The 25,508-nt window shown below is 66.2% G+C and carries 32 protein-coding genes and 1 pseudogene; 23 read left to right on the top strand and 10 right to left on the bottom strand.

Annotated features, from left to right (window positions below):
* Positions 1-26: 26 nt before the first annotated feature.
* On the bottom strand, positions 27-500 hold the full coding sequence (locus tag LH19_RS19385; protein ID WP_145923527.1) for an Lrp/AsnC family transcriptional regulator: 474 nt from the start codon (positions 498-500) through the stop codon (positions 27-29).
* A gap of 161 nt (positions 501-661) precedes the next feature.
* Here LH19_RS19385 and ald point away from each other — a divergent pair, with 161 nt between their 5' ends.
* From ald to LH19_RS19355, 6 genes are all read left to right on the top strand, one after another.
* Positions 662-1,777 carry an alanine dehydrogenase gene (gene ald, locus LH19_RS19380; RefSeq protein ID WP_054590379.1) on the top strand — a complete coding sequence of 372 codons (1,116 nt, stop codon included), beginning with the start codon at positions 662-664 and terminating at the stop codon, positions 1,775-1,777.
* Between the two features lie 20 nt (positions 1,778-1,797).
* Positions 1,798-2,031, top strand: coding sequence for a hypothetical protein (locus tag LH19_RS19375; RefSeq protein WP_054589170.1), 234 nt, complete (start codon positions 1,798-1,800; stop codon positions 2,029-2,031).
* Between the two features lie 324 nt (positions 2,032-2,355).
* Positions 2,356-2,736 carry a succinate dehydrogenase, cytochrome b556 subunit gene (gene sdhC, locus LH19_RS19370; RefSeq protein ID WP_407696669.1) on the top strand — a complete coding sequence of 127 codons (381 nt, stop codon included), beginning with the start codon at positions 2,356-2,358 and terminating at the stop codon, positions 2,734-2,736.
* A complete protein-coding gene (sdhD, locus tag LH19_RS19365) occupies positions 2,729-3,136 on the top strand; it encodes a succinate dehydrogenase, hydrophobic membrane anchor protein (RefSeq protein ID WP_054589168.1) in 408 nt (135 codons plus the stop codon). The genes sdhC and sdhD overlap by 8 nt, the downstream gene beginning before the upstream one ends.
* A gap of 1 nt (position 3,137) precedes the next feature.
* Positions 3,138-4,940 carry a succinate dehydrogenase flavoprotein subunit gene (sdhA, locus tag LH19_RS19360; RefSeq protein WP_054731431.1) on the top strand — a complete coding sequence of 601 codons (1,803 nt, stop codon included), beginning with the start codon at positions 3,138-3,140 and terminating at the stop codon, positions 4,938-4,940.
* A 189-nt stretch (positions 4,941-5,129) separates the two neighbouring features.
* Entirely contained in the window at positions 5,130-5,564 is a 435-nt protein-coding gene (locus LH19_RS19355) for a PilZ domain-containing protein (protein ID WP_054731429.1), read from the top strand.
* 89 nt (positions 5,565-5,653) lie between these two features.
* Here the strand turns inward: LH19_RS19355 and ctrA are convergent, their stop codons facing one another.
* Together ctrA and LH19_RS19345 are read right to left on the bottom strand one after the other, a co-directional pair.
* Positions 5,654-6,361 (bottom strand): response regulator transcription factor CtrA, encoded by a 708-nt coding sequence (gene ctrA, locus LH19_RS19350; RefSeq protein WP_054589165.1) that lies wholly within the window; start codon positions 6,359-6,361, stop codon positions 5,654-5,656.
* Between the two features lie 204 nt (positions 6,362-6,565).
* Positions 6,566-7,513 carry a LysR family transcriptional regulator gene (locus tag LH19_RS19345; protein WP_054731428.1) on the bottom strand — a complete coding sequence of 316 codons (948 nt, stop codon included), beginning with the start codon at positions 7,511-7,513 and terminating at the stop codon, positions 6,566-6,568.
* A gap of 135 nt (positions 7,514-7,648) precedes the next feature.
* Between LH19_RS19345 and LH19_RS19340 the strand changes: the two genes are divergently transcribed.
* The 7 genes from LH19_RS19340 (at position 7,649) to LH19_RS19310 (ending at position 11,951) form a co-directional block, all read left to right on the top strand.
* A complete protein-coding gene (locus tag LH19_RS19340; protein ID WP_054731425.1) occupies positions 7,649-8,347 on the top strand; it encodes a pirin family protein in 699 nt (232 codons plus the stop codon).
* Positions 8,348-8,436: 89 nt separating this feature from the next.
* Positions 8,437-9,033 (top strand): FMN-dependent NADH-azoreductase, encoded by a 597-nt coding sequence (locus LH19_RS19335; RefSeq protein ID WP_054731422.1) that lies wholly within the window; start codon positions 8,437-8,439, stop codon positions 9,031-9,033.
* 4 nt (positions 9,034-9,037) lie between these two features.
* Positions 9,038-9,856, top strand: a complete 819-nt coding sequence (locus LH19_RS19330) for a DODA-type extradiol aromatic ring-opening family dioxygenase (protein ID WP_054731420.1) — start codon at positions 9,038-9,040, stop codon at positions 9,854-9,856.
* A gap of 6 nt (positions 9,857-9,862) precedes the next feature.
* Positions 9,863-10,546, top strand: coding sequence for an RluA family pseudouridine synthase (locus LH19_RS19325; protein ID WP_054731418.1), 684 nt, complete (start codon positions 9,863-9,865; stop codon positions 10,544-10,546).
* A complete protein-coding gene (gene arfB / locus LH19_RS19320) occupies positions 10,539-10,940 on the top strand; it encodes an alternative ribosome rescue aminoacyl-tRNA hydrolase ArfB (RefSeq protein WP_054731416.1) in 402 nt (133 codons plus the stop codon). Before LH19_RS19325 ends, arfB begins: the two co-directional genes overlap by 8 nt.
* A gap of 10 nt (positions 10,941-10,950) precedes the next feature.
* Positions 10,951-11,538: an SOS response-associated peptidase family protein gene (locus LH19_RS19315; protein ID WP_054731414.1), complete on the top strand. Its 588-nt coding sequence runs from the start codon at positions 10,951-10,953 to the stop codon at positions 11,536-11,538.
* Positions 11,539-11,627: 89 nt separating this feature from the next.
* Positions 11,628-11,951: a PilZ domain-containing protein gene (locus LH19_RS19310; RefSeq protein ID WP_054731412.1), complete on the top strand. Its 324-nt coding sequence runs from the start codon at positions 11,628-11,630 to the stop codon at positions 11,949-11,951.
* Here LH19_RS19310 and LH19_RS19305 read toward each other — a convergent pair whose 3' ends face one another.
* Positions 11,952-12,377, bottom strand: coding sequence for an EVE domain-containing protein (locus LH19_RS19305; protein WP_054731410.1), 426 nt, complete (start codon positions 12,375-12,377; stop codon positions 11,952-11,954).
* A gap of 119 nt (positions 12,378-12,496) precedes the next feature.
* On the opposite strand from LH19_RS19305, the gene LH19_RS19300 reads away from it, so the two are divergent.
* On the top strand, positions 12,497-13,426 hold the full coding sequence (locus LH19_RS19300; RefSeq protein WP_054733916.1) for an isopenicillin N synthase family dioxygenase: 930 nt from the start codon (positions 12,497-12,499) through the stop codon (positions 13,424-13,426).
* A 197-nt stretch (positions 13,427-13,623) separates the two neighbouring features.
* Here LH19_RS19300 and LH19_RS19295 read toward each other — a convergent pair whose 3' ends face one another.
* The 6 genes from LH19_RS19295 to LH19_RS19270 all read right to left on the bottom strand — a co-directional run bounded on the left by LH19_RS19295 (position 13,624) and on the right by LH19_RS19270 (position 18,089).
* Positions 13,624-14,028 carry a DUF1801 domain-containing protein gene (locus LH19_RS19295; RefSeq protein WP_054731409.1) on the bottom strand — a complete coding sequence of 135 codons (405 nt, stop codon included), beginning with the start codon at positions 14,026-14,028 and terminating at the stop codon, positions 13,624-13,626.
* Entirely contained in the window at positions 14,025-14,435 is a 411-nt protein-coding gene (locus tag LH19_RS19290; RefSeq protein WP_054733913.1) for a DUF1801 domain-containing protein, read from the bottom strand. Before LH19_RS19290 ends, LH19_RS19295 begins: the two co-directional genes overlap by 4 nt.
* 23 nt (positions 14,436-14,458) lie before the next feature.
* The gene (locus LH19_RS19285) at positions 14,459-14,881 is read right to left on the bottom strand and encodes an SRPBCC family protein (protein WP_054731405.1); all 423 of its coding nucleotides are present in this window, start codon (positions 14,879-14,881) and stop codon (positions 14,459-14,461) included.
* Entirely contained in the window at positions 14,878-15,201 is a 324-nt protein-coding gene (locus tag LH19_RS19280; RefSeq protein WP_054733909.1) for an ArsR/SmtB family transcription factor, read from the bottom strand. Before LH19_RS19280 ends, LH19_RS19285 begins: the two co-directional genes overlap by 4 nt.
* A 56-nt stretch (positions 15,202-15,257) precedes the next feature.
* Entirely contained in the window at positions 15,258-16,889 is a 1,632-nt protein-coding gene (locus LH19_RS19275) for an alkaline phosphatase D family protein (protein WP_082395913.1), read from the bottom strand.
* A gap of 66 nt (positions 16,890-16,955) precedes the next feature.
* Positions 16,956-18,089, bottom strand: coding sequence for a DUF3667 domain-containing protein (locus tag LH19_RS19270; RefSeq protein ID WP_054731403.1), 1,134 nt, complete (start codon positions 18,087-18,089; stop codon positions 16,956-16,958).
* Between the two features lie 76 nt (positions 18,090-18,165).
* Here LH19_RS19270 and LH19_RS19265 point away from each other — a divergent pair, with 76 nt between their 5' ends.
* From LH19_RS19265 to LH19_RS19225, 9 genes and pseudogenes are all read left to right on the top strand, one after another.
* Complete coding sequence (locus LH19_RS19265) at positions 18,166-19,449, top strand: glutamate-5-semialdehyde dehydrogenase (RefSeq protein WP_054731401.1); 1,284 nt, start codon at positions 18,166-18,168, stop codon at positions 19,447-19,449.
* Positions 19,446-20,072 (top strand): hypothetical protein, encoded by a 627-nt coding sequence (locus LH19_RS19260; protein WP_145923526.1) that lies wholly within the window; start codon positions 19,446-19,448, stop codon positions 20,070-20,072. Before LH19_RS19265 ends, LH19_RS19260 begins: the two co-directional genes overlap by 4 nt.
* Before the next feature lie 34 nt (positions 20,073-20,106).
* A pseudogene (locus LH19_RS19255) lies at positions 20,107-20,763 on the top strand (nicotinate-nucleotide adenylyltransferase); the annotation flags it as partial.
* Complete coding sequence (rsfS, locus tag LH19_RS19250; RefSeq protein WP_054731395.1) at positions 20,727-21,158, top strand: ribosome silencing factor; 432 nt, start codon at positions 20,727-20,729, stop codon at positions 21,156-21,158. The pseudogene LH19_RS19255 and the gene rsfS, both read left to right, overlap by 37 nt.
* Positions 21,159-21,329: 171 nt before the next feature.
* Positions 21,330-21,758: a 23S rRNA (pseudouridine(1915)-N(3))-methyltransferase RlmH gene (locus LH19_RS19245; RefSeq protein WP_054733904.1), complete on the top strand. Its 429-nt coding sequence runs from the start codon at positions 21,330-21,332 to the stop codon at positions 21,756-21,758.
* Positions 21,755-22,969: a murein hydrolase activator EnvC family protein gene (locus tag LH19_RS19240; RefSeq protein ID WP_054731393.1), complete on the top strand. Its 1,215-nt coding sequence runs from the start codon at positions 21,755-21,757 to the stop codon at positions 22,967-22,969. The genes LH19_RS19245 and LH19_RS19240 overlap by 4 nt, the downstream gene beginning before the upstream one ends.
* Positions 22,970-23,099: 130 nt before the next feature.
* Entirely contained in the window at positions 23,100-24,491 is a 1,392-nt protein-coding gene (locus LH19_RS19235) for a S41 family peptidase (RefSeq protein WP_054589147.1), read from the top strand.
* A gap of 11 nt (positions 24,492-24,502) precedes the next feature.
* Entirely contained in the window at positions 24,503-24,982 is a 480-nt protein-coding gene (locus tag LH19_RS19230; RefSeq protein WP_054731391.1) for a disulfide bond formation protein B, read from the top strand.
* Positions 24,979-25,494, top strand: coding sequence for a demethoxyubiquinone hydroxylase family protein (locus LH19_RS19225; protein ID WP_054731389.1), 516 nt, complete (start codon positions 24,979-24,981; stop codon positions 25,492-25,494). Before LH19_RS19230 ends, LH19_RS19225 begins: the two co-directional genes overlap by 4 nt.
* Positions 25,495-25,508: the final 14 nt, after the last annotated feature.

The raw sequence follows: 25,508 nt of genomic DNA, 5'->3' as shown, positions 1-25,508 counted from the left end.
TGGGGAAGCGGGCCGGTGCCGGAGACTTAGCGCCCGTCGGCGGCGCGGACCGGATAGCCCTCGAACGCCTTGATCGTGCGCAGGGTGAAGGCGCTGTGCATCGCCGCGACACCGGGCAGGCGCGACAGGCACTGGCGGTGCAGCCGGTCGAAGTCGGCGACGCTGCGCGCCGCGACGCGGAGCCGATAGTCCGACGCCCCCGACATGAGCTGGCATTCGAGGATCTCGTCATAGCTGCGGACCGCGCTTTCGAACGCGTTGAGCGCCTCCTCGCTCTGCGACGTCAGGCTGATGTCGACGAACACGTCGAGGCCGAGCCCGATGCGGTCCGGCGCCAGCCGCGCGGTGTAACCGGTGATGATCCCCGCGGTTTCGAGCGCGCGGATGCGCCGATGGCATGCCGAGGCAGACAGGCCGACCGCTTCGCCCAGTTCGGCGGCGGGGCGCGGGCCGTGCCGTTGCAGCAAGTTGAGGAGCTTTATGTCGATTCGATCAATCATTGTGCGTCCAATGCCGATTACGCGCAAAAATCGCGCGTCCTTGTCGCGAAACGAACGACGATATGCAAGCACCTCGCACCATGGTTCTGCTATATCGCGTCCATAAGATCGCCGGCATCGCGGCAGTGCGCGAGCGGCGGCTTGGCAATGGAGAGCGAAGCATGATCATCGGCACCCCCAAGGAAATCAAGAACCACGAATATCGCGTCGGCCTGACCCCCGAAAGCGCGCGCGAACTCGTCGTCCACGGCCACCGCGTGCTCGTCCAGACCGGCGCCGGCGCAGGCATCGGCGCGCACGACCGCTATTATGTCGAAGCGGGGGCCGAGATCGTCCAGACCGCCGAGGAAATCTTCGCCACTTGCGAAATGGTCGTGAAGGTCAAGGAACCGCAGGCGGTCGAGCGCGCGATGCTCCGCGAAGGGCAGATCCTCTATACCTATCTCCACCTCGCGCCCGATCCCGAGCAGACGCGCGACCTGATGAAATCGGGTGCGGTGTGCATCGCCTATGAAACCGTCACCAGCCCGCACGGCGGCCTGCCGCTCCTGAAGCCGATGAGCCAGGTCGCGGGCCGCATGTCGATCCAGGCCGGCGCTACCGCGCTCGAAAAGGCGCATGGCGGCCGCGGCGTCCTGCTCGGCGGCGTTCCCGGCGTCGCGCCGGGCAAGGTCACGGTGATCGGCGGCGGCGTCGTCGGCTTCAACGCGGCGCAGATGGCGGCGGGCCTCGGCGCCGACGTCACCATCCTCGACCGCGATCCCGAAGTGCTCGAACGCGTCGGCACCTTCTTCGAATCGCGCGCCAAGACGCGCTTTTCGAACCGCGCCAACCTGGCCGAATGCGTCGCCGAGGCCGACCTCGTCATCGGCGCGGTGCTGATCCCCGGCGCCGAGGCGCCGAAGCTGGTCAGCCGCGAGATGCTCGGCACGATGCAGGCCGGGTCGGTGCTCGTCGACGTCGCGATCGACCAGGGCGGCTGTTTCGAGACCAGCCACGCGACGACGCACGCCGAACCGACCTATGTCGTCGACGGCATCGTGCATTATGCGGTCGCCAACATGCCGGGCGGCGTCGCGCGCACCAGCACTTATGCGCTCAACAACGTCACCCTGCCGCACGCACTGCGCATCGCCGACCTCGGCTGGAAAGAGGCTTTGAAGCGCGACATGCATCTTGCGCAGGGTTTGAACGTTTGGAATGGTAAGGTGACGTTCGAAGCCGTAGCGGAAGCGATCGGAACCGATTATGTGCCTGTTGATCAGGCGCTCGCCTGACAACAAGGACAGAAGACCCGATGACCGACCAGGTGCCGCCTCCCCCGCAGGATGAGGAAGAAGAGAATGAAGTGATCCGCGCCGCGCGCGAGCGTCAGCAGCAGCGCGAGGCAGCCGAAGCCACCGAAGCGGCCGACAAGGACGCCGCGAAGGGCAAGCGCGGCTGGAAAACGGCGGCGGCGGCGGGTCTCGGCATCGGGTCGGCAGCGGTGATCGCCGCGCTGCTCTACGCGAACCGCGGCAAGATCAAGTGACGCATTTCCCCGCGCGCTGACAGCGCGTGGATTGGACATGCGTCGTCCCCCTGACGGAGGGATTCGAAGGGCGGCCCTGTGCCGCCCTTTTTCCTGCGCGAAGCAATGGCAGCTTCCAGCCGTGCGTCATGATGGCCGCGCGATCGTCTTCGTCTTCGCCCCAATCTCGACAAGATGGACTTAAGGCAATTGCATATCGTGGCAGGAGGGCTTACCGGCACCGCATCGACCGTTTAGAGTCAGGACAGGGCTGATATGGCTGGCAACGAACCGAGTGCGCGTCCGCGCGCCCCGCACCTGCAGGTGTATAAATGGGGGCCCGCGATGGCCACCTCGATCCTCCACCGCGTCAGCGGCGACGGTCTTGCGATCGTCGGCGCGCTGATGTTCCTCTGGTGGCTCGGCGCGCTTGCCGCCGGCCCCGACGCCTATGCCGCCTTCATTGCCTGCGTCTGGCACGATCCCAGCCCCGAGGCGGGCACGTTCCACCTGATCACCAACATCCTCGGCAAGGTCGTGCTGATCGGGTTGACCTGGGCCTTTTTCCAGCATCTTTTCTCGGGCCTGCGCCACCTCGTCCTCGACACCGGCGCGGGGTACGAGCTCAAGACGAACAAGCTGTGGTCGACCGTCGTCATCCTCGGCGCGCTGCTCGCGACCGCGGTGACCTGGCTCTATATCTTCAAGGAGGCGCTCAATGGGTAACGGAACGCGCCTCGGCCGGGTACGCGGGCTCGGCTCGTCGCACCATGGTTCGCACCACTGGCTGCAGCAGCGCCTGACCGCGCTCGGCAACATCCTGCTTGTCGGCTTCCTCTTCGTCTCGTTCCTGCGCCTGCCGATGACCGACCATGGCGCGGTCGTGCGCTGGGCGTCGAACCCGACGGTCGCGCTGGCGCTGATCCTGATGGTGGTCAGCGTCTTCTGGCACCTTCGCCTCGGCCTGCAGGTGCTGATCGAGGATTATGTCCACGGCGACGGGACGCGCCTGCTCGCGCTCGTCCTTTTGAATTTCTACGCGATCGGCGGGGCTGCCTATGGCATCTTCGCGATCGTCCGCATCGTGCTTGCGCCCGCCGCCGGGCTCGCTCCGGGGGGAATGTAAGATGACCGAAGCGTACAAGATCATCGACCATGTGTACGACACCGTCGTCGTCGGCGCCGGTGGCTCGGGCCTGCGCGCCACGATGGGTAGTGCCGAAGCCGGCCTCAAGACCGCGTGCATCACCAAGGTGTTCCCGACCCGCAGCCATACCGTCGCGGCGCAGGGCGGCATCGCCGCCTCGCTCGGCAACAACAGCCCCGACCATTGGCAGTGGCACATGTACGACACCGTCAAGGGGTCCGACTGGCTCGGCGATCAGGACGCGATCGAATATATGGTGCGCGAGGCACCGGCGGCGGTCTACGAACTCGAACATGCCGGCGTGCCTTTCAGCCGCAATCAGGACGGGACGATCTACCAGCGTCCGTTCGGCGGCCATATGCAGAATATGGGTGAGGGCCCGCCGGTGCAGCGCACCTGCGCCGCGGCCGACCGTACCGGCCACGCGATGCTCCATGCGCTTTATCAGCAGAGCCTGAAGTATGACGCCGACTTCTTCATCGAATATTTCGCGCTCGACCTGATCATGGAAGACGGCGCGTGCCGCGGCGTGATTGCGCTGTGCATGGAGGATGGCAGCATCCACCGCTTCCGTTCGCAGGCCGTCGTGCTCGCGACGGGCGGCTACGGCCGCTGCTATTTCACTGCGACTTCGGCGCACACCTGCACCGGCGATGGCGGGGGCATGGTGCTGCGCGCCGGCTTGCCGCTGCAGGACATGGAGTTCGTGCAGTTCCACCCGACCGGCATTTATGGCGCGGGCGTGCTGATCACCGAAGGCGCGCGCGGCGAGGGCGGTTACCTGACCAACAGCGAAGGCGAGCGGTTCATGGAACGCTATGCCCCGTCGGCGAAGGACCTTGCGTCGCGCGACGTCGTGTCGCGCTCAATGGCGCTCGAAATCCGCGAAGGCCGCGGCGTCGGGCCGCACAACGACCATATCTACTTGCACCTCGACCATATCGATCCCGCGGTGCTCGCCGAGCGCCTGCCGGGGATCACCGAAAGCGGCAAGATTTTCGCGGGCGTCGACCTGACGCGCCAGCCGCTGCCGGTCGTGCCGACGGTCCATTACAATATGGGCGGCATCCCCTGTAACTATCACGGCGAAGTCGTGACGCTGGGCAAGGACGGCCCCGACACCGTCGTCCCCGGCCTGTTCGCGGTCGGCGAAGCCGCGTGCGTGTCGGTCCATGGCGCTAACCGCCTCGGCTCGAACAGCCTGATCGACCTTGTCGTCTTCGGCCGCGCGACGGGGCATCGCCTCAAGGAACTGATCAAGCCCGGCGCGGCGCAGGCCGCGCTGCCGAAGGACAGCGCCGACCTCGCGCTCGGCCGTCTCGATCATTTCCGCAACGCGAGCGGTGGTTCGCCGACCGCGGAAATCCGGACCGAGATGCAGCGCGCCATGTCGCAGCATGCCGCGGTGTTCCGCACCGACGAGCTGATGGCCGAAGGCAAGGAAAAGCTCGCCAAGACCTACCAGCGGATGAACGACGTCCACGTCACCGACCGCAGCCTGATCTGGAACACCGACCTGATCGAGACGCTCGAGCTCGACAATCTGATCGCGCAGGCGACGGTGACGATGCATTCGGCGTACAACCGCAAGGAAAGCCGCGGCGCGCATGCGCATGAGGATTTCCCGAACCGCGACGATCCGAACTGGATGAAGCACACGATCAGCTGGTTCGACGGCTGGGGTGGCAAGGGCGGCGGCGTGAAGCTCGATTACCGTCCGGTTCACGAATATACGCTGTCCGACGACGTCGAATATATCAAGCCGAAGGCGCGCGTTTACTAAGGCGCCGCGGAACGGTCTATTTTTCTCGGGCTCCGGCGAAAGCCGGGGCCCGATCGCGTTTGGCGCCGGCCGCCGCCAAATCATGACCGAACATCTATAACGAAAATTTACCTTCCGCTGCTAATGCGGCGGACGGGACCATCGTCACCGCCCGGAGTGGGATGCCGGGGGGCAGCATTTGGGTCGCCCATGCCAGATCCTGGGGCCGAGACCGACTCGCCGGCCGCCGCCGACCAACGCCAGCCGCGCCAGTCGCGTCTGGTCAAGGCGGAGCTTGGCTGTGCGCGGCTTGGCCGGTTCGACGTCACGATCCGCAATGTCTCGCAGACCGGTATCGGCGGGCAGGGCCCGCATATGCTGCAGATCGGCGAGCGAATGACGATAATCCTGCCCGGCCACGACCCGATGCCTGGAACGGTCCGCTGGGTCCAGGACCGGCGGTTCGGCATCGAGACCGACCGGGCGATCGACACCGCACGCCTGCGCGGTGCGCAGGGCGACGGTTTGACGACCACCGACAGCAAGGCCGAATTCCAGATCGTCCCCGCACCCCGACTCTCGGCGCGCCGGCCGGGGCTCACGCTCGGCGTGTCGCCCCGGAATGATAGCTGGAAACGGCACTGAACAAGCCGCATGCGTTTACGCCGGACAAAGGAAAACCGGCGCGGATCGCTCCGCGCCGGTTCCCCCGTTTGTTTCGATAGGATGCTGTGTCAGGCGACGCGGCGGACTTCGTTGCCGTCGTCGTCGATGTCGCGCAGCACATAGCCGCGGCCCCAGACCGTCTCGATATAATTTTCGCCGCCGCAGGCCAGCGCCAGCTTCTTGCGCAGCTTGCAGATGAAGACGTCGATGATCTTCAGTTCGGGCTCGTCCATCCCGCCATAGAGGTGGTTCAGGAACATTTCCTTGGTCAGCGTCGTGCCTTTGCGCAGCGAGAGCAGCTCGAGCATCTGATATTCCTTGCCGGTCAGGTGCACGCGGGTGCTGTCGACCTCGACCGTCTTGGTATCGAGATTGACCGCCAGCTTGCCGGTCTTGATCACGCTCTGGCTGTGGCCCTTCGAACGGCGGACGACCGCATGGATGCGGGCCACCAGTTCGTCGCGGTGGAAGGGTTTGGTGACATAATCGTCGGCACCGAAGCCGAACGAACGCACCTTCGAATCCATTTCCGAAATGCCCGACAGGATCAGCACCGGCGTCTGCACCTTCGCGGTGCGCAGCTTCTTCAGCACGTCATAGCCGTGCATGTCGGGCAGGTTCAGGTCGAGCAGGATGATGTCGTAATCATAGAGCTTACCCAGGTCCAGGCCTTCCTCACCGAGATCGGTGGTATAGACGTTGAAGCCTTCGGTGGTGAGCATCGTGTCGATCGCTTTCGCGGTCGTCGGCTCGTCCTCGATCAGCAGTACGCGCATTGGGCACCCCTTAACCTCTATCCCGATTGGGACTGTTTCCCACGATGATCCCGCGATCCATCCGCGCGACCCTGTGGAAATGCGCCGACCGACCCCTGTTGCAGGACTGCCGGAACATTAACCATGAAACTAATGAAGGGAAAAGGTTAATTTTGATTTAACCCGCAGAACTCCACGAGTCGCGGCCAATTTGCCACACCCCGGTCAGCCGTTTTCGATGCCATGATGCTGCTTTAGGAAGCGCTCATGCGCACCGGTGCAACTGATCTTGAGCACATCGACCAGATGGTCCGACAGCGCGCGCACGCGGGCGGGGCGGAGCCGCGACGGCGGCGACAGCAGGTGCAGGTGCGACTGCGGCAACGACCAGTCCGCAAGGACCGGGACGACCGCGCCCGACGCCAGTTCGTCGGCCGCGATGAAATCGGGGAGCACTGCGATGCCGCCGCCGGCCACGATCAGCGGCACCATGATGTCGCCGTTGTTCGCGAACAACGGTCCGGTCGGCAGCACCGTCGCCTCTTCGCCCGCGCGCTGGAAATGGAGCGGCAGCGCACGCTGGCGATGCCCGTAACCGATCAGCCGGTGTCCCGACAGTTCGAGCGGATGTTTCGGCGTGCCGTGCTTCTCCAGATAGGCGGGGCTGGCAATCACCGACGCGGCGACCGGCGCGATCGTCCGCGCGAGCAGGCTCGAATCGGCGAGCGGCGCAATCCGCAGCGTCAGGTCGATGCCCTCGGCAACGGGATCGTGCCGCGCGTCGCTCAGCAGCACTTCGATCTCGACCGCCGGATGCCTGTCCAGAAAGGCGGCGAGCGGCGGGCCGAGCACCTTGATCCCGAAGCTCATCGGCGCCGCGAGCCGGATCGGCCCCGCGAGATCGACCCGGTCGCCGCGCGCCGCTTCGGTCGCCGCGGTCGCTGCCGCCACCATGGCGCGCGCTTCGCCGAGCAGGCCCTCGCCGGCGGTCGACACCGCCACGACGCGCGAGCTGCGGTGGAGGAGGGTGATGCCGAGCGAGGCTTCGAGCCGCGTCACCGCTTTCGACACGCTCGCCTTGGAGAGGCCGAGCGCGGTTGCGGCGGCGGTGAAGCTGCCGCCGTCGGCGACCGCGACGAAACAGGCCCAGCCTTCATAATCGGGAAGCGACATTGATTATCTCGTAAATGGAAACGATGGTTTTCCATCTACGCTATTTTCGAAACGATACATATCCCTATCTTGGCCTCAACACGATGCGCCGCCGGGCCCGATGCCTGCGAGCGGCCCGATTGAAAGGACAAGGCCATGATCGACATTCGCAAATTCGACACGCTGGGCCACGCCGACCACGGCTGGCTCGACGCCCGCCATCATTTCTCCTTCGCGAACTACCACGATCCCGATCGCATGGGCTGGGGCGCGCTGCGCGTCTGGAACGACGATGCGATCGCGGCGCAGTCGGGCTTCCCCGCCCACCCGCACCGCGACATGGAAATCATCACCTATGTCCGCAGCGGCGCGATCAGCCATCGCGACTCTATGGGCAACGCCGGCCGCACCGCAGCGGGCGACGTGCAGGTGATGAGCGCCGGCACCGGTGTGACGCATAGCGAGTTCAACCTCGAGGACGAGGAAACGACGCTGTTCCAGATCTGGATCATCCCCGACCAGGCGGGCGGCAATCCCGGCTGGGGTGCGCGCCAGTTTCCCAAGGCCGACCGCTCGGGGCAGTTCGTGACGCTGGCGAGCGGTATCGAAGGCGACGACGATGCGCTGCCGATCCGCGCCAATGCCCGCGTCGCGGCGGCGACGGTGAACGCCGGAGAAAAGGTCTCCTATGACCTTGCCGGCGGGCGCCACGCCTATCTGGTTGCCGCCAAGGGGCGTATCCGCGTCAACGGCACCGATGCCGAGCCCCGCGACGGCATCGCGCTCCGCGACGTCGGCACGATCGAAGTCGAGGCGCTCGACGATGCCGAGCTGGTGCTCGTCGACAGCCTCTAAGCCCTCCCCCGGGCCGCCGCATGTCCCCCTCCCTGGTGCGGCGGCCCACCCCCTTCTTGCCTTCCATCCCCGCCAAAGGAGTAACCGAAATGAGCCATATTCTTCGCATCGACGCCAGCGCCCGCAACGAAGGATCGACGACGCGCCTGCTCGCCGACCAACTGGTGAACCGCCTTGTCGAACAGGGCTATGGCGCGACCGTCACCCGCCGCGACCTCAACGCCGCGCCGCCGGCTCTGCTCACCGAAGGCTGGGTCGGCGCCAATTTCACCGACGAGGCGGCGCGGACCGACGAACAGAAGGCGCTGCTTGCGGGATCGGACGAACTGATCGCCGAACTCGAAGCCGCCGACACGATCGTCATCACCGCGCCGATCTATAATTTCGCGATTCCCGCGTCGCTCAAGGCGTGGGTCGACCTGATAGCCCGCGCCCGCCGCACCTTCCGCTACACCGAATCCGGCCCCGAAGGGCTGCTCAAGGGTAAGCGCGCTTTCATCGTCTTCGCCTCGGGCGGCGTTCCGCTCGGCAGCGCGGTCGATTTCGCGAGCGGCTATCTGAAGCATATCCTCGGCTTCGTCGGTATCACCGACGTCACGATCATCGCAGCCGACGGCCACCTGACCGACGGCGAAGCCGTCGGCCGCGCCACCTCGGCGATCGACGGCCTCAAGCAGGCGGCCTGACCCGATGCGCCGTCTCCCGAGCCTTTTCGTTTCGCACGGCTCGCCGATGATGGCGCTCGAGCCCAGCCCGGTGCGGACCTTCCTCGCCGGGCTGGGTGTCCGGTTGCCGCGTCCGCGCGCGATCCTCGTCGTCTCGGCGCATCATGACGCGGCCTGGCAGGACGGCAAAGCAACGGTAACGGCCTCGCCCGCGCCGCCGACAATCCACGATTTCGGCGGTTTTCCGGACGAGCTGTTCGCGATGCGCTATCCCGCGCCGGGCGATCCGGCGCTGGCCGTGCGCATTGTCGAGCTTTTCGCGGGGCACGGCCTCGCTGTCACTGCCGACCCCGATCGCGGACTCGATCATGGCGCGTGGGTACCGCTGTCGCTGGTCTATCCCGATGCCGATGTCCCCGTGGTCCAGCTCTCGATCGCGTCGAACGCCAGCCCCGAATGGCATTATGCGCTCGGCCAGACCCTCGCTCCTTTGCGCGACGAGGGCGTACTGATCATCGGATCGGGCAGCATGACCCACAATCTGCGTGCACTGTTTTCCGCACGCCTACCGATCGACGCGCCCGCGCCGGCGTGGGTCACCGGCTTCACCGACTGGCTCGCCGATCGCATGGCGGCGGGCGCCGTCGACGATATCCTGGGCGCAGTCGAGCGCGCGCCGCACGGCCGCGACAATCACTCGACCCCCGACCATATCCTGCCGCTGTTCGTCGCGATGGGCGCGGGCGGGGAGCCGTTCGCTGCCGAGCGCCTGCACGCCAGCGTCACCTACGGCCTGCTCGCGATGGACGTTTACGCTTTCGGTGGAGAAGCCGCCGCCCTATAGCGCGCCATGCTCCTTTCAGACCGTGTCCTGTTCCTCGACGGCGAGGCCCTCGTCATCGACAAGCCTGCCGGCCTGCCTGTCGACGCGCCGCGCGACGGCAGCCTCAGCCTTGAGAATCATCTCGACGGCCTGCGTTTCGGTTTCAAGCGCTGGCCGCTCGCGGTCCACCGGCTCGACCGCGACACGTCGGGCTGCCTACTGCTCGCCCGCAATCCGAAGGCGCACGGCCGCTTCACGCGCGCGTTCGAGAATCGCGAGGTCGAGAAGCAATATCTCGCGATCGTCGATGGCGTGCCCGACGGCGACGGCGGCACGATCGACCTGCCGCTCGGCAAGGTATCGACCGCCGAAGAGGGTTGGCGCATGGTCGTCGATCCGAAAGGCAAGCCGTCGGTCTCGCATTGGGAGAAGCTCGCTGTTGCCAATGGCCGCAGCCTGCTCCGCTTTCGCCCCGAAACCGGCCGCACCCATCAGCTCCGCGTCCACGCCCTCGAAGGGCTCGGCTTTCCGCTCGTCGGCGATCCGGTTTACGGGCGTGGCGGCACAAGGACGCGCACGCTGCTTCACGCCGAAAGGCTGGTCGTAAAACGTGACGTCAAGCCGCCAATAATCGCCGAGGCGCCCTTTCCGGAAAGCTTCGTCGCACTGGGCTTTGCCGCGCCGGAGGGTGCGGAGCCGACCCGTGGCTGACATTCCCGAAAGCGCGATCAGCGAGAAGTTCCTCGCGGGATCGGGTCCGGGCGGTCAGAATGTCAACAAGGTCGCAACCGCGTGCCAGCTTCGCGTCAACGTCTACGCGCTCGGCCTGGCGCCCGATGCCTACAAGCGATTGAAAACACTGGCAGGAAGCCGGATGACAAGCGAAGGCGAACTGGTCATCCTCGCGCGCCGCTACCGCACCCAGGAAGCCAACCGCGCCGATGCGCGGGCGCGGCTCGGCGAGTTGATCGACGCTGCGCTCGTCCGCCCCCAACGCCGCGTCAAAACGAAGCCGAGCAAGGCGGCAAAGGCGAAGCGCGTCGACAGCAAGAAAGCGCGCAGCACGGTAAAGACTGGGCGCGGGCGGGTTCGCGGGATCGATTAGCGCGTCCGACATGACCAGCCTCTACCGCCTCGACGCGCCGGCGAGCGCGATTGCCGCGGCCTGCGGTGCCGAGGCGGGCAATGATCCTTGGATGGGCGGCTATGTCGCGCCGGGGCGCCCCGCGCCGGTGATCGTCAGCGACGGCCGCGGCGGAGCCCGGCGATATCTGCGTCCGAAATTATGGGGCGTTCCGCCGCCACCGCAGGGAACGCAGCCGGTAACCACGGTGCGTAACCTTGAAAGCCCGTTCTGGATCGGCACGCTGCGCCATCCCGAACTGCGCTGCCTTGTCCCCGCGACGGCATTTCCCGCCTGGTCGGGGGCGGCGGGTGCGAAGCGGCAGCACTGGTTTTCGGTATCGTCGCGCCGCATCTTCGCCTTCGCCGGAATCCAGCGGCAGATCGAGGATTGGCCCGGATTTGCGATCGTCACCACCGAGGCCAATCGGCTGGTCGCGCATCACCGTCCGGGCGCGATGCCGGTCATCATCCATGCCGAAGATTATGGTCGCTGGCTGTCGGCCGACTGGCGCGAGGCGAAAGCGCTCGTATCCGCCTTTCCCAGCCAGTTAATGACGGTCGGCGACACCCCGCCTTAACCCGAAGATTTCACCACGTGTTTTGACACAACGGTAACCATCGGCGGAGTAGAAAAGCCCGAATCGAATCGCTTCAGGGATCGCTAACCGTGCCGGGTAACAACAGCAGCATCGCTCAATCCGCCCCCGACGGCCGCCGCGCCGCACGCACCGATGTTTCAGCGCGGGCCCGCCTGCGCGTGGCCGGCATGAACCCGTTCGACGTCGACCTGTTCGACCTGTCGGCGACGGGCTTTCGCTTCTTCTCTTACTCGCCGCCCGCGGTCGACACGCATCTGTGGGTCAACCTGCCCGGGCTGCAACTGCTCGAAGCGGTCGTTCGCCGTGTCGACAAAACCAATTGCGGCTGCGAGTTCGTCAGCCCGCTGCATCCGTCGGTGACGCAGCATATGCAGTCGAAGCTGCGCAAATAATCAGCCCGCGGGCTTCTCCGATTTCTTGAGGATATGCTTCCACTCGTCGGGCGTGACGCGCCCGACCGACAGGCGCGACTGGCGAATCAGGTCCATGTCGGCGAGCTTCGGATCGGCCTTGATCGCCGCCAGCGTCACCGGATGCTTCAGCGCGCGGACGGGTTCGACGCGCACCACCACCCAGGGCGCGCCCTTTTCGGCGGTCGGGTCGGGGAAGCTTTCCTCGACGATCTTCATGATCCCGACGCATTCCTTGCCGATATTGCTGTGATAGAAAAGCGCTTCGTCGCCCTTCTTCATCGCCATCAGGTTGAGCTTGGCGGTGTGGTTGCGCACCCCGTCCCACATGCCGGTGCCGTCTGCGACGAGCTGTTCCCACGCATAGGCGTCGGGTTCGGATTTCATCAGCCAATATTGCTTTGCCATGCCGCTCTCTTAGCAACGATCGCCGGTTTGAAAAGAGCGAGCCTCTTTCGCCGCAGCGCCGGTCGCCCTACATGCGGAAGCAGAATCGCGGCATCGGCCGCCCCATATGGATCCAGATCATGACTGCCGCCGTACCCACAATCTCGATGTCGCTTCCCGCCGACGAATTCGCCCGCGCTTTCGGCGCCTCCTTCGAGCGCTTCGGCTTCGCGATGATCACCGATCATGGCATCGACCCGGCGCTGATCGACGAGGCGTGGGACAAGGCGAAAGCCTTCTTCGCGCTGCCCGAGGAGGTGAAGCGCGCCTATCATATCTCCGGCGGCGGCGGCGCGCGCGGCTATACGCCGTTCGGTACCGAGATCGCGAAGGGGGCGAAGGAGGTCGATCTCAAGGAATTCTGGCACGTCGGGCGCGACCTGCCGCCGGGGCACCGGCTCGCGGCGCAACAGCCGAACAATGTCTGGCCCGCCGAGGTTACGGGTTTCCGTACCGTCTATGACAAGCTCTTTGCCGAGTTCGACCGCGTCGGCGCGCGGCTCCTGTCGGGGATCGCGCGCTATCTGGGGCTCGCTCCCGACTTCTTCGACGACACGATCGCCGACGGGAACAGCGTGATGCGCCTGCTCCACTATCCGCCGGTCGCCGCCCCCGCGAAGGGTATCCGCGCCGAGGCGCATGAGGATATCAACACGATCACGCTGCTGCTCGGCGCCGAAGAGGCGGGGCTCGAAATCCTCGACAAGGACGGCAGCTGGCTGCCGGTCAATCCGCCGCCGGGGGCGATGGCGGTCAATGTCGGCGACATGCTCCAGCGGCTGACCAACAACCGCCTGCCGTCGACCACCCACCGCGTCCGCAATCCCGACGCGGGGCGGGCCGGCCTCGCGCGCTATTCGATGCCCTTCTTCCTGCACTTCCGGTCCGATTATCCGATCGAGACGCTGGCAAGCTGCGTCGATGCGGCGCACCCCGACCTTTATCCCGATCCGATTACCGCCGATACCTATCTGCAGGAACGGCTCCGCGAGATCGGGTTGAAGGCGTAGCGGTAGATAGATCACTTTGGGGTGGGAAGCGGACGTTGCCAACTTTTGTCATCCCCGCGAAAGCGGGGACCCAGAGTAGTGTAAACCCGCCCTGGGTTCCCGCTTTCGCGGGAATGACACAATTGAGGAATTCCAAACGACTTACGTCCACTCCCGGCCGAGAGCCGTCGATGCGCGAAGCTAACCCGGCACCACCCCTATTTCCGCGGCGCTTTCGATGCGTTGAGCGCCACCGCTTCGCGGACCAGCGCCTTGAACGCCTTTTCGTCGATCGCGTCGTCTTCGAAAATGTCGATCGCGCGCCGGACATTGCCGTCGAGACTCGAATTGAACAGGCGCGCCGGATCGTCGAGCGCGGCGCCGCGGGCGAAGGTGAACTTGACCTTGTCCTTGTAGGTCTCGCCGGTGCAGAGGATGCCGCCATGCTCCCAGACGGGCACGCCCGTCGGGTTCGACGGCTTGCGCCACTTCACCGTTTCGGCGACCTCGGGCTCGGCCGCGCGGATCAGCGCGCGCATCCTGGCGAGCGCTGATCCGCGCCAGTCGTCCAGCTTTGCGATCCGCGCATCGATGAGGTCGGAGGGATTGTCGTCAGCGCTCACATTTTCTCTCCCGGCAGCGTGCTCGCCTGTTTCACCCAGTCGGCGAATTGCACCTCGTCGAAATCATCCTCGTGGATATGATAATAGCGCGTGTCTGCGACCTTCGATGCGACCGGCGGCACCGGATCGAGCGACCCGCCGCGAAAGAAGCTCACTTTGATATATTTGTCGAAGCAATGGAACGACACGAACCAGATGTCCTTTTCCATGCCATAGAAGGGCGAGTTCCATTTGACCGCCTTTTCGGCGCCCGGGACGGCCTTTTCGATCAGCGCGTCGATCCGTTCGCCGACCGCGCGCTTCCACCCGGGCATCGCGGCGATATAGGCCTGCACCGGCGCGTCGCCATAGCCTTTCGGAATCTGCGGATTGCCGCCCGAGAGGAGTTTCGGGGACTTGCCGGTCATCGCTTCTTCTCCTTCGCCAATCTTCAATCGAGCCCGGCGACGAGCTTCTCGAGATTTTCGAGATGGATGCGCCAGCCGCTCTTGGCGCCGCCGAACGCCTGTTTCTGATCGGGGCGGAAGCCGACCTGTTCCATGCGCAGCAACGTGCCCGATCCGCTCGGTTCGAGCGTGAAGGTCACTTTGCTGTCGAGGCGATAGGCCGGATCGTCGTGCGCATAATTCCAAGTGTAGGACAGGCTGCGGCCCGGATCGACATCGAGGATCTCGCAATCGACATGGCCCCAGTCGCCGCAGAACTGGAACCGGTGGCCGAGGTCGAGCCCGAAGTCGTTCTTCATCAGCCATTCCTCGATCAGATGCTGCGTCGTCAGCGCCCGCCAGATCTTTTCGGGCGGATGCGGAATGTCGCGCTCGACGGTCACGCTGCGCAGTTCGATCGCCGTCATTGATCCATCCTTTTCAGAAAATCTTCGAGATCGTCGAAGCGCGCCTCCCAGAACGGCGCCATCCGGCCGGTCCAGTCGACCAGCGGCGCAAGCGCACGCTGCTGCGCGCGATAGTGGGTCTGGCGCCCTTCGTGGCGGTCGACGACGAGCCCCGCCTGCCGCAGCACGCCGAGATGTTTGGACACCGCCGGCTGCGAAATGCCGGCCCCGGCGGTGAGCGTTCCGACGGTCTGTTCGCCGTCGAGGCAAAGCCGTTCGAAGAGCGCCCGCCGCGTCGGATCGGCGAGCGCCCGGAACAGCAGGTCGGGGGATGCGGTCATCGGCATTCATAACTTTCTGGTTATGGATTTCTCATAACCATTGGGTTATGAATGAGTCAAGTGGTGCTATACGCTCGCCGCCCGCGTTCGGCCGTCATGCTGTGCGTCCCCGAAAGCGCCGGATTGCGGGTGCGAATGTCCGTCATATTGTGCCAGTTCGCGGTGACCCGATCGCGCGTCAGCGCGACCGAGACATAGCCGCGGTCCTGCGTATTGGCCCATTTGAGCTGCGGCGACGAGGCGCGGAGCGCCGATACGCGCGTCGCGTCGGGAATCTCCGGCGTATAGGCTTCGAACCCCGGCGAACTGACGCTGTGGCCGCCGACCTCGATCCCGGCGGGGCGTCCGTCGTGCGACAGGTCGAAGGCCCAGGCATTGTGACTGTCACCCGCAAGCGTGACGAGATCGGCGTCGGCCGCCTGTGCTGCCGCGAGCAGGCGATCGCGCGCCGCCGGATAGCCGTCCCATGCATCGAGGTTGAGCGGCAGCCCGACCTTCGCCGCGAGCTGTGCCGCGGCGACGCGGCGGCGGACGATGTCGGGCGGATTGGCGCCGAACCAGCCCGCCGATTCGGGCGGCGTGAACAGGCTGCCCATGACGATCTGCTGCGCGCAGACCTGCCAGCGCGTGTCGGCCTTCACCGACGCCGCAAAGCCGTCGAACAGCCATTTTTCCTGATCGCCGCCGAGCAACTGGCGCGCCGGATCGCGATAGGCGGTTTCGGCAAAGCGCTTGAGCTTTGCCGCCGCGTCGCCGCCGCCCGCAACGATCTCCTCGATCTCGAACGGCTTGTCGCGCGCGGTGATCCGCGTTTCGGGAAGGAAGATCGTCGCGAGGTCGCCGACCTGATAGTGGCGCCAGCGCGTGTCGGCGACCGGCATCCATTCGCGATAGGCCCGCTCGGCCGCCGCTTCGCGGGCGCGCCATTCGCCTTCGCCCTCGTTGTGGTTCTCGGCGCCGCCCTTCCATGTGTCGTTGGCGAATTCATGATCGTCCCATTGCGCGATCATCGGGAACAACTGGTGCAGCCGTTGCAGGTCGGGATCGCTGCGATAGGCGGCATAGCGGAGGCGATAATCGGCGAGCGCGATCAGTTCGTGCGAGGGCTGCACCTCGCGGCCCGGCACCGCATCCCGCAGCGACGGATAGTCGCCGACCCGATATTCGTAGAGATAGTCGCCGACATGCGCGACGAGGTCGATGTCGTTTCGGGCGGCGGCATGGGCATAGGCGTTGAACCAGCCGAAGGGCATGTTGGCGCAGGAGAAGAGCGCGAGGGTGAAGGCACTCGCTGGTCCCGCAGGCAGCGTCCGCGTCCGCCCGGTCGGCGATGTCGTCCCGTCGGGAGCGATGAAGCGATAGAAATACCAGCGCCCGGGTTCGAGCCCGTCGACGAGCAGTCTGGCGGTATGATCGCGCGCGCCGGCCGCCGTCACCGTGCCGCCGCCCGCGATGCGCGCGAAATCGGCGCTTTCGGAAAGCTCGGCGGTCAGCGCGGTGTCGTTCGCCGCGGCATAGCGCGTCCACAGCAGCACCGAATAAGGCCCCGGCTCACCGCTCGCGACGCCGTGGGTAAAACCTTCCGCCATCGCCGCCTTGGCCGCGCCGGGCAAGGTCAGCGCCGCAAGCCCCGCGGTACCGAGCTTGATCAGCAGGCGCCTGTCCATCTCGCCCCACAGCCGATGCATCGCCTCTCTCCTTTGCGGATTTGCGGGCCTGTCTGGTCCTGCCCGCCTTTTGTTACGTCTCGCCGTCTATCCCATCACCCCCAGCGCCAGCAGGAGCAGCATGAAGGTGATCACCGCGAACAGGCTGAAGAACAGCAATAATGTCGTGCGCGCCAGCGCCCCGAACCACGACGCGCGATAGGCGCCGCGGATTTGCCGGTACATGTGAAACGGCGCGTAAAGCATCGCGCAGAAGGTCGCGATTTCGCCAAGCAGTGTCAGATTGAACAGCCGCACGACGACGAAGAGCAGCAGCATGAACGAGATCGAATAGGTGACGAAGACGAAATGGTCATAGGTGTGGAAGCGGCGGCTGAACGGATAGAGCAGCCACATGAAGGGCAGCGATAGCGGGATCAGCGCCCAGGCGAATTTATAGGCGTTGGCCTGGAGTTTGTAGAGGACGAGCGCGGGGTTCGCGAACGCCTTCGCGAGGCCGTGGTCGATGAACGCCACCCCGGTGTCATATTTGTTCTGCGAGATGAAATCGGCGCTGGTCTTTATCTGCGCCGCGGGATCGTCGAGGACCGGCGGGCCGGCGGCGCGATCGGCGGCGCGTTCGGTCTTGCTGCGGCTGCGCGCGACGCCGAGATAATCGGCGCTCTTCTGCAGCACGTCGCGTTCGGTCTCCAGTTCGCGCCGGGAGCCAGCGGCGAGCCCCGGTTTCGCCAGTTCGGCGTCGATCCGGTCGACCTCCTGCTGCATGCTGTCCTTGATCGCCGCGGTGCGCGTCTGCTCGGCGGCGGCCTTGCTGAGTTCCTCGCCGACGCCCCCGCCGCTGCCGACCATCGCCAGCACGGCATAGGTCAGGAACACCGCGAACAGGAACAGCGCCAGCGGCGAGATGAAGCGCGCACGCTCGCCATGGATATAGCGCCGCGTCAGGTCGCCCGGCCGCCAGACGAGCAGCGGCAGCGTGTTCCAGATCTTGCCCTCGAAATGGAAGATCGCGTGGACAAGGTCGTGGCCGATCGCGCCGAAGCTGCGATGAATGTCGGCCTTTTGCCCGCAATGATGGCAGTGCGAACCGGCGAGGCTGGTTCCGCAGTTGAGGCAGCGCGCGCCGCCATGCGCCGCGTCGCCGCCATGGCGCGGTTCGACCGCATGTCCCGCCAGCCCCGCGGTCACCGCCGCGCCGATTGCCTCGATATCCCCGCTCATCGTCCCTAGGTAGCAGCGCGCGCCGATGGCGCAACGGGACTTTCACCGCCGCCGCAAAGCGTGATAGGGCGGCGCGATGAACGCCGAAGCCCTGACCCTGCCGCCGCTGGCCGATGCCGCCACGCTGATCGCCGAGATGGGCGCGCGCGCGCGCGCCGCCGCGAAACGGCTTGGCGTCGCGCCGACTGCCGACAAGGCTGCGGCGCTGCACGCCGCTGCGCATCAGCTCCGGGCGCAGGCGGCGGTGATATTGGAAGCCAACGCGCGCGACATGGCGGCGGGAAAGACCGCCGGCCTCACCGCCGCGCTGCTCGACCGGCTGCGGCTCGACGAAGGCCGGCTGGCGGGCATCGCCGATGCGGTGGAAGCGGTCGCGGCGCTGCCCGATCCGGTCGGCGCCGAAATCGAGCGCAGCGTGCGACCGAACGGCATGGAGCTGAGCCGCGTCCGCGTGCCGCTGGGCGTCGTCGGCATCATCTATGAAAGCCGCCCCAACGTCACCGCCGACGCCGCGGCGCTTGGCCTGATGTCGGGCAATGCGGTGATCCTGCGCGGCGGCAGCGAAGCAGTCCATTCGAACCGCGCGATCCACGCCGCTTTCGTCGCGGGCCTAGAAGAAGCGGGCCTGCCCGCCGATGCGGTGCAGCTCGTCCCGACGCAGGATCGCGCCGCCGTCGGCGCGCTGCTTCGCGCGCAGGGGCTGGTCGACATCATCATCCCGCGCGGCGGCAAGGGCCTTGTCGCGCGCGTCCAGGACGAGGCGCGCGTGCCGGTGCTCGCGCATCTCGACGGGATCAACCATCTCTATATCGACGCCGCGGCCGATCCCGCGAAGGCGGTGGAACTCGCCGTCAACGCCAAGATGCGCCGCACCGGCATCTGCGGCGCGACCGAGACGATCCTGATCGACCGCGCCTATTCGGCGCCGCTCGCGATCGTCGATGCGCTGATTGCGGCGGGCTGCGAAGTGCGCGGCGACAAGGCCATCGCGGCGCTCAGCCCGCATGTCGAACCCGCGACGGCGGGCGACTGGGACTGCGAATATCTCGACGCGATCGTCTCGATCGGGCAGGTCGACGGCTTCGCCGGCGCGCTTGCCCATATCGACGCGCATTCGAGCCGCCACACCGACGCGATCGTCACCGAAGACGCCGCGACGGCCGAACGCTTCCTCGCCGAAGTCGACAGCGCGATCGTCATGCACAATGCCTCGACACAGTTCGCCGATGGCGGCGAGTTCGGCCTAGGCGCGGAGATCGGCATCGCCACCGGCCGCCTCCACGCGCGTGGCCCGGTCGCGCTGGAAGGGCTCACCACCTATAAATGGCTGGTGCGCGGTACGGGACAGGTCCGGCTTTGACGGCCGCCGCACGACCGCAAGTCAGGAAATGGCTTTGCTGGTCTGTACTGGCCGCCGTGATCGCCGCCACGCCCTTCCTCTGGTTGATCGTCCGCGACACGGTGATGCTGCTGCGCGCCAACGACGGTGAGAAGAAGGAAGAAGCCCAGTGGATCTTGGCAGAGCGTCTTGCCCAGACCATCGGTTATTCCGACATCAGGACCGATGCGCAAGCGCCGATGATAAGCTCACGGGCGCATGAGCCGAACTGCTTTGTTGTCGATGCGTCGGCATTTCGCCCGAGCGATACGCCCCCCGCGCAATCGCCCGAGGGAAGCCAGCGTTGGGTTGAATTCGACAAGATCTTTGCCAAACACGAAATGCTTGCCGAGCGTGCAGCCTCTCAGATTTCACAACATCAGCTTCTTTCGAGGAACTTTTCGACGAGCGAGCTCATGCTGTTCAATGCCTGCCTCTCGGCGACGCCTTTCGCCGGTTGGTGCGAAGCGCGGATATCGGACCGTTTGAGGGACAAATATTACAAGAGCTATCGCGAAGTTATGGTGTCGCGCGGCCTTATGCTTCGGCGCGCGAAAGAGTCGGGGCGATCATGTTTTACGATGCCGCGGGTGATCAAGCCTTGAGCTTTCTCCACGAGCGTGGCGGCCGGAAAAAAAGCCTGTGATCACCACCGGCCTCCTCGGCGGCAGCTTCAATCCCGCGCATGGCGGGCATCGCGCGATCAGCCTCAATGCGATCGATGCGCTCGATCTCGACGAGCTTTGGTGGCTGGTGTCGCCCGGCAATCCCCTGAAGCCCAAGGCCGGCATGGCGTCGCTCCCCGCGCGGCTCGGCTCGGCGCAGCACATGGCACGCCGCGCGCCGATCCGCGCGACCGCGATCGAGGCCGAGCTTGGCACGCGTTATACCATCGACACGCTGAAGAAGCTGGTGCGCCGCTACCCCGACCGGCGGTTCATCTGGATCATGGGCGCCGACAATCTGGTCCAGTTGCCCCAATGGCGCGACTGGCGGGGAATTGCCCGACTCATGCCGATTGCGGTTGTCGCGCGTCCGGGCTATAATGACCGCGCCCATGCAAGACGTGCGATGGGATGGCTGCGGCGCTTTGTCCGGCCCGCAGACCAGAAGAAGCATTGGACAGACTGGAGACCGCCCGCCCTCGTGTTCTTGCGATTTTCGCCCGATGTGCGATCCGCGACTGCGATACGGCAGGCCAACCCCCGCTGGTTCGAACGCTATGAAGGCCGCGCGATGCGCGACCCGCTGACGCGTTCATGGCTGGTGGAACCGATCAGGAAAGGACGCATTTGATCTCCGCCACCCAGGGGGCCGCCTCCGGCGCCGCACCCGCCAATGATAGCGTGGACGCGCTCCACGCGCTGATCCTCCACCAGCTGGACGAGGACCAGGCCCAGGAGACCATCTCCATCCCGCTTGCCGGCAAGAGCAGCATCGCCGATCATATGGTGATCGCGAGCGGCCGGTCGACGCGCCATGTCTCGGCGATCGCCGACAAGCTGGCGCAGCGGATCAAGCAGGAAGCGGGCCGCAGCGTTCGCGTCGAAGGACTTCCCAACGCCGATTGGGTGCTGATCGACGCGGGCGACGTCATCGTCCATCTGTTCCGTCCCGAGGTGCGTAGCTTCTACAACCTCGAACGCATGTGGTCGTTCGGCGACGCGCCGCCGGTTGCAGCAGCGAATTGACGTCTATGTTCTGTTCGGCCTAACGCCCGAACAGAAGCGGCACCAGCCCGCTCCCCCTCCCGGCCTCCCATAGGCTACTATCGTCAGGGAGGCCCTCCGACGCCACGCGTCGTCATCGGGCGGAGGGGGAGCGGGCTGGTGCCGCTTTCACCGAAGGTGAACGAAAACGTCATGTTGCTGCACATCATCGCGCGCGGGCGCATCGGGCGCTCACCCGAGGCCGAGCTGGTCGAGCGCTATATGAAGCGCGTGACCTGGGCGCAGAAGATCAGCGAACTTCCCGATACCGGCGGGCGCATACCGCTTCCCGCCGACAACAGCCGGACCATATTGCTCGACGAGGGTGGCGAGCAGATGTCGTCGCTCGAATTTGCCCGGCTCCTCGAAAAATGGCGCGACGGCGGGGTGCGCGAGGCGCGCTTCTGCCTCGGCGCCGCCGACGGTTTTACGCCAGAGGAGCGCGAAGGCGCCGACAAGGTCATCGCCTTCGGCCGCGCGACCTGGCCGCATCTGATGGCGCGCGCGATGCTCGCCGAGCAATTGTGGCGTGCGACGAGCATCGTCGCGGGCCATCCCTATCACCGCGAGGGCCGGCAGTGAGGCGCGCCTTTGCCGCGCTCGCGATCCTCGCCGCCGCTGGCGGCGGCGCGCTTGCCGTGGCACAAAGCGACGTCTTCGATCCGCAGGCGATCGCGGCGCGCGAACGCGAGCAGTTGCTGACCGCCAAGCAGCAATCGGCCGAAGCGATGGCGCGGAGCGCGACGCTGGAACGACAGGCGACCGCGGCACTCAGCGAAGCCGACCGGCTGAAGAAGCGCAGCGCCGCGCTCGCCGCGCGCATCCAGTCGGCCGAAGCCGACATCAGCGCCGGCGAGGCGCGCGTCGCGCTTGTCCGGCGGCGGCTGGCCGCGCAGGAGGCGCGGCTCGCCGAGCAGCAGCAGCCGCTGCTCGAACTCACCGCTTCGCTCCAGCAATTGAGCCGCCAGCCTCCGGTAAGCGTGCTGGCGCAGCCTGGATCACTCACCGACATGGTCCATGCCCGCGCGGTGCTCGACGCGGTGATGCCGGTGATCGAGCGCCGCACCGCCGGCGTCCGCCGCGAGCTTGGCGCGCTGCGCACGATTCGGCGGCAGCAATCGGTGGCGCTGCAGGCGCTTGGCGCGAGCCGGACCCAGCTTGCGGCGCGCCGCGACGCGCTGACCCGGCTCGAGAACGAAGGCCGGCTGCGGTCGCGCGACCTGATGAGCAGCGCCCGGCTCGAGGCCGACCGCGCGCTCGGCCTCGGCGAAAAGGCGCGCGATATCGTCGAATTGATGGACGCACTCGAAGAAGATGGTGCGGTGCGCGCCGAGCTTGCCGAACTGTCCGGCCCCGTCCCGCGCCCTCGCAACCCCGCCAGCGCGGCGCCGAATGCCGCACCGCCCGTCGCCGCCGAACCCGAACTGACGCGGGGCGCCTATCGCCTGCCCGTCGTCGGACGCATCGTCGCGGGGCTTGGCGAGGTCAATGAAAGCGGCGTGCGTTCGCGCGGGCTGACCGTTGCTGCGCAGCCGGGCGGGCAGGTCGTCGCGCCCGCCCCCGGCCATGTGAGCTATGCGGGCGACTATCGCGGCTATGGCAAGATCGTCATCATCGACCATGGCGGCGGCTGGACGACCTTGCTCACCGGGATGATCGGCCTGTCGGTCGGGGTCGGCGATACGGTCGACGCCGGCACCCCGATCGGCCGCGCCGGGTCGGACGACAGCCGCATCACGATCGAACTGCGCCGCGGCGGCCGTCCGGTCGATGTCGCGCAGATGCTGGGTTAGGCGGCATTAAGCCCCGGTTCGGCAATTGAACCGTATCGGGATGTCGCGCTTGACGCCCGCGCAAATGCGTTGGAGGTTGGCGCGCCGGGGTTTATAAGGCGGCAAAGGCCCGCATGTCCGAAAGACGATCATGACCGAAACGACGAAGATTTCCGCCACTCCCAAGCGCCGCTTCGCGCTCTGGCAGGGAGCGGCCGCGCTCAGCACGCTGGCGCTGATCCCGCTCGCGACCGGCGCGATGGCCAGCGTCGATGCCTCGACGCAGCAGGAAATCGCGCGCTTCATGGACGTCTATCTCGAGGTGAAGGCCAATTATGTCGAGCCGGTCAGCGACGACAAGCTGATCGAAGGCGCGATCAACGGCATGCTCGCCAGCCTCGACCCGCATTCGGGCTATCTCGACAAGCGCGGTTATTCGACGCTGCGGACCCAGACCGACGGCCAATATGGCGGGCTAGGCCTGTCGGTGACGATGGAGGACGGCGTGGTCAAGGTGATCGCGCCGATGGCCGACACCCCGGCGGCGCGCGCCGGGATCAAGGCCGGCGATTTCATCACCCACATCGGCGGCCAGCTCATCTTCGGCCTCACCCTCGACGAAGCGGTCGAGCAGATGCAGGGGCGCCCGGGCACCAAGATCGACATCACCGTCGTGCGCGAAGGCCAGGACAAGCCGATGGAATTGTCGCTGACGCGCGAAATCATCGACCTGAAACCGGTCAAGTGGGAAGTGAAGGGCGACGTCGGCGTGCTGACGGTCGCGAGCTTCTCCGCCGACGCGACGACCGACGTCAAGGCTGCGATGCTCGCGGTCGAAAAGTCGCTCGGCAAGAAACCGCGCGGCTGGATCCTCGACCTCCGCTCGAACCCCGGCGGGCTGCTCGACGAAGCGGTCGGGATCAGCGACCTGTTCCTCGAACGCGGTGAAATCGTCTCGCAGCGCGGACGCAAGAAGGGCGATATCGAACGCTATTTCGCCGAACCGGGCGATGCGGCGCAGGGCGCTCCGGTCGTCGTGCTGATCGATTCGGGTTCGGCCTCGGCCTCGGAAATCGTTGCCGGCGCCTTGCAGGACCAGCACCGCGCGCTGGTGATGGGCGAACGCAGCTTCGGCAAGGGATCGGTCCAGACGGTGCTGCCGCTGACCGACACCACCGCGCTGCGCCTGACCACCGCCCGCTATTACACGCCTTCGGGTCGCAGCGTGCAGGAGGGCGGCATCGCGCCCGACATTCGCGTGCCGCAGCTTTCGGACCCCGACTATGCGTCGCGGCCGAAGTTCCGCGAGAGCGACCTGCGCCGCCATCTGATCAACGAGAAAAAGGTCGACGACGGGCTGCTCGAAAAGGACGAGAAGACCGATCCGCGCTTCAGCCAGACTGCCGAGCAGCTCAAGGCCAAGGGCATCGAGGATTATCAGCTCTATTACGCGCTGCAGACGATCGGCCGGATCGGACCGGCAGCGACGCGCGTGGCGCAGGGCACGAAGCCGCCCGCTGCCAAGCCCGCGCAGCGCAATTGAGCCGCTAAGCGATGCTGAATTCGCGTCTTGCTGCGCCGGTCGTGGCGTTCGCCGTGCCGCTGCTCCTCTATGGCGGCGCGCTCGTGTCGCAATATGGCTTTGGCCTGCACCCATGCGAAATGTGCTATTGGCAGCGCTGGCCGCATCAGGCGGCGATGCCGCTCGCGGCGCTCGCGCTGCTGCTGCGCCGCAACGACGGCGCGATGCGCCTGCTCACCATCCTCGCCGCGCTCGCGATTGCGGTCAGCGGTGCGATCGGCATCTTCCACGCCGGGGTCGAATATGGCTGGTGGGAAGGGCTGACGACGTGCAGCACGACCGCGAGCGGGCCGATTTCGCTCGACGACATCATGGCCGCGCCGATCACCCGCTGCGACGTGCCGCAATGGACGCTGGCGGGCATTTCGCTCGCCGGGTTCAACGCGATCTTCTCGCTCGCCGGCGCTGCCTTCGTCCTCGCGCTGCTTCGCCGCGGAAAGGCCGTCCGATGACCAATAAGCGCACCGCCTCGATGATCCGCGTCGATCAGGCCGGCGAATATGGCGCGACGCGCATCTACGCCGGGCAGCTCGCGGTGATGGGCGACCGCCATCCGATGGCGCGCGAGATCGCGCATATGGCCGAGCAGGAAGAACGGCACCGCAAATTCTTCGACGCGATGGTGGCGCGGCGCGGCGTGCGCCCCACCGCGTTGCAGCCGGTCTGGAACGTCGCGGGCTTCGCCCTCGGCGCGGTGACTGCCGCGATGGGGCCGCGCGCGGCGATGGCATGCACCGCCGCGGTGGAGACCGAGATCGACCGCCACTACCGCGACCAGCTCGACGAACTTGCGGACAGCGACCCCGAACTCAGCACTGCGGTTGCCGACTTCCGTGCCGAAGAGCTCGAGCATAAGGAAAAGGCGCTCGCTTCGGGGGCCGAACAGGCGCCCGGCTATCCGCTGCTCAGCCTTGCCATTCGCGCCGGTTGCCGTGCAGCCATCGCGCTGTCGAAACGTATCTGATAGAGTGTGACCTG

The sequence above is a fragment of the Sphingopyxis macrogoltabida genome (genome assembly GCF_001314325.1).
GTDB lineage: Bacteria > Pseudomonadota > Alphaproteobacteria > Sphingomonadales > Sphingomonadaceae > Sphingopyxis > Sphingopyxis macrogoltabida.
The sequence above is the reverse complement of the archived record's forward strand: the minus strand, read 5'-3'. Positions and strand labels throughout refer to the sequence as shown.

Excerpts from the sequence above, each read along its gene's own strand:
- LH19_RS19315 (WP_054731414.1), top strand. The coding sequence starts at position 10,951 with ATGACCAGCCTCTACCGCCTCGACGCGCCGGCGAGCGCGATTGCCGCG.
- LH19_RS19340 (WP_054731425.1), top strand. The coding sequence starts at position 7,649 with ATGATCGACATTCGCAAATTCGACACGCTGGGCCACGCCGACCACGGC.
- LH19_RS19265 (WP_054731401.1), top strand. The coding sequence starts at position 18,166 with ATGAACGCCGAAGCCCTGACCCTGCCGCCGCTGGCCGATGCCGCCACG.
- LH19_RS19335 (WP_054731422.1), top strand. The coding sequence starts at position 8,437 with ATGAGCCATATTCTTCGCATCGACGCCAGCGCCCGCAACGAAGGATCG.
- LH19_RS19280 (WP_054733909.1), bottom strand. The coding sequence starts at position 15,201 with ATGACCGCATCCCCCGACCTGCTGTTCCGGGCGCTCGCCGATCCGACG.
- LH19_RS19300 (WP_054733916.1), top strand. The coding sequence starts at position 12,497 with ATGACTGCCGCCGTACCCACAATCTCGATGTCGCTTCCCGCCGACGAA.
- LH19_RS19235 (WP_054589147.1), top strand. The coding sequence starts at position 23,100 with ATGACCGAAACGACGAAGATTTCCGCCACTCCCAAGCGCCGCTTCGCG.
- LH19_RS19375 (WP_054589170.1), top strand. The coding sequence starts at position 1,798 with ATGACCGACCAGGTGCCGCCTCCCCCGCAGGATGAGGAAGAAGAGAAT.
- LH19_RS19230 (WP_054731391.1), top strand. The coding sequence starts at position 24,503 with ATGCTGAATTCGCGTCTTGCTGCGCCGGTCGTGGCGTTCGCCGTGCCG.
- LH19_RS19245 (WP_054733904.1), top strand. The coding sequence starts at position 21,330 with ATGTTGCTGCACATCATCGCGCGCGGGCGCATCGGGCGCTCACCCGAG.
- sdhD (WP_054589168.1), top strand. The coding sequence starts at position 2,729 with ATGGGTAACGGAACGCGCCTCGGCCGGGTACGCGGGCTCGGCTCGTCG.
- LH19_RS19385 (WP_145923527.1), bottom strand. The coding sequence starts at position 500 with ATGATTGATCGAATCGACATAAAGCTCCTCAACTTGCTGCAACGGCAC.
- LH19_RS19290 (WP_054733913.1), bottom strand. The coding sequence starts at position 14,435 with ATGACCGGCAAGTCCCCGAAACTCCTCTCGGGCGGCAATCCGCAGATT.
- LH19_RS19225 (WP_054731389.1), top strand. The coding sequence starts at position 24,979 with ATGACCAATAAGCGCACCGCCTCGATGATCCGCGTCGATCAGGCCGGC.
- LH19_RS19270 (WP_054731403.1), bottom strand. The coding sequence starts at position 18,089 with ATGAGCGGGGATATCGAGGCAATCGGCGCGGCGGTGACCGCGGGGCTG.
- LH19_RS19345 (WP_054731428.1), bottom strand. The coding sequence starts at position 7,513 with ATGTCGCTTCCCGATTATGAAGGCTGGGCCTGTTTCGTCGCGGTCGCC.
- LH19_RS19325 (WP_054731418.1), top strand. The coding sequence starts at position 9,863 with ATGCTCCTTTCAGACCGTGTCCTGTTCCTCGACGGCGAGGCCCTCGTC.
- ctrA (WP_054589165.1), bottom strand. The coding sequence starts at position 6,361 with ATGCGCGTACTGCTGATCGAGGACGAGCCGACGACCGCGAAAGCGATC.
- rsfS (WP_054731395.1), top strand. The coding sequence starts at position 20,727 with ATGGCTGGTGGAACCGATCAGGAAAGGACGCATTTGATCTCCGCCACC.
- LH19_RS19305 (WP_054731410.1), bottom strand. The coding sequence starts at position 12,377 with ATGGCAAAGCAATATTGGCTGATGAAATCCGAACCCGACGCCTATGCG.
- ald (WP_054590379.1), top strand. The coding sequence starts at position 662 with ATGATCATCGGCACCCCCAAGGAAATCAAGAACCACGAATATCGCGTC.
- LH19_RS19355 (WP_054731429.1), top strand. The coding sequence starts at position 5,130 with ATGCCAGATCCTGGGGCCGAGACCGACTCGCCGGCCGCCGCCGACCAA.
- LH19_RS19285 (WP_054731405.1), bottom strand. The coding sequence starts at position 14,881 with ATGACGGCGATCGAACTGCGCAGCGTGACCGTCGAGCGCGACATTCCG.
- sdhA (WP_054731431.1), top strand. The coding sequence starts at position 3,138 with ATGACCGAAGCGTACAAGATCATCGACCATGTGTACGACACCGTCGTC.
- sdhC (WP_407696669.1), top strand. The coding sequence starts at position 2,356 with ATGGCCACCTCGATCCTCCACCGCGTCAGCGGCGACGGTCTTGCGATC.
- LH19_RS19330 (WP_054731420.1), top strand. The coding sequence starts at position 9,038 with ATGCGCCGTCTCCCGAGCCTTTTCGTTTCGCACGGCTCGCCGATGATG.
- LH19_RS19275 (WP_082395913.1), bottom strand. The coding sequence starts at position 16,889 with ATGCATCGGCTGTGGGGCGAGATGGACAGGCGCCTGCTGATCAAGCTC.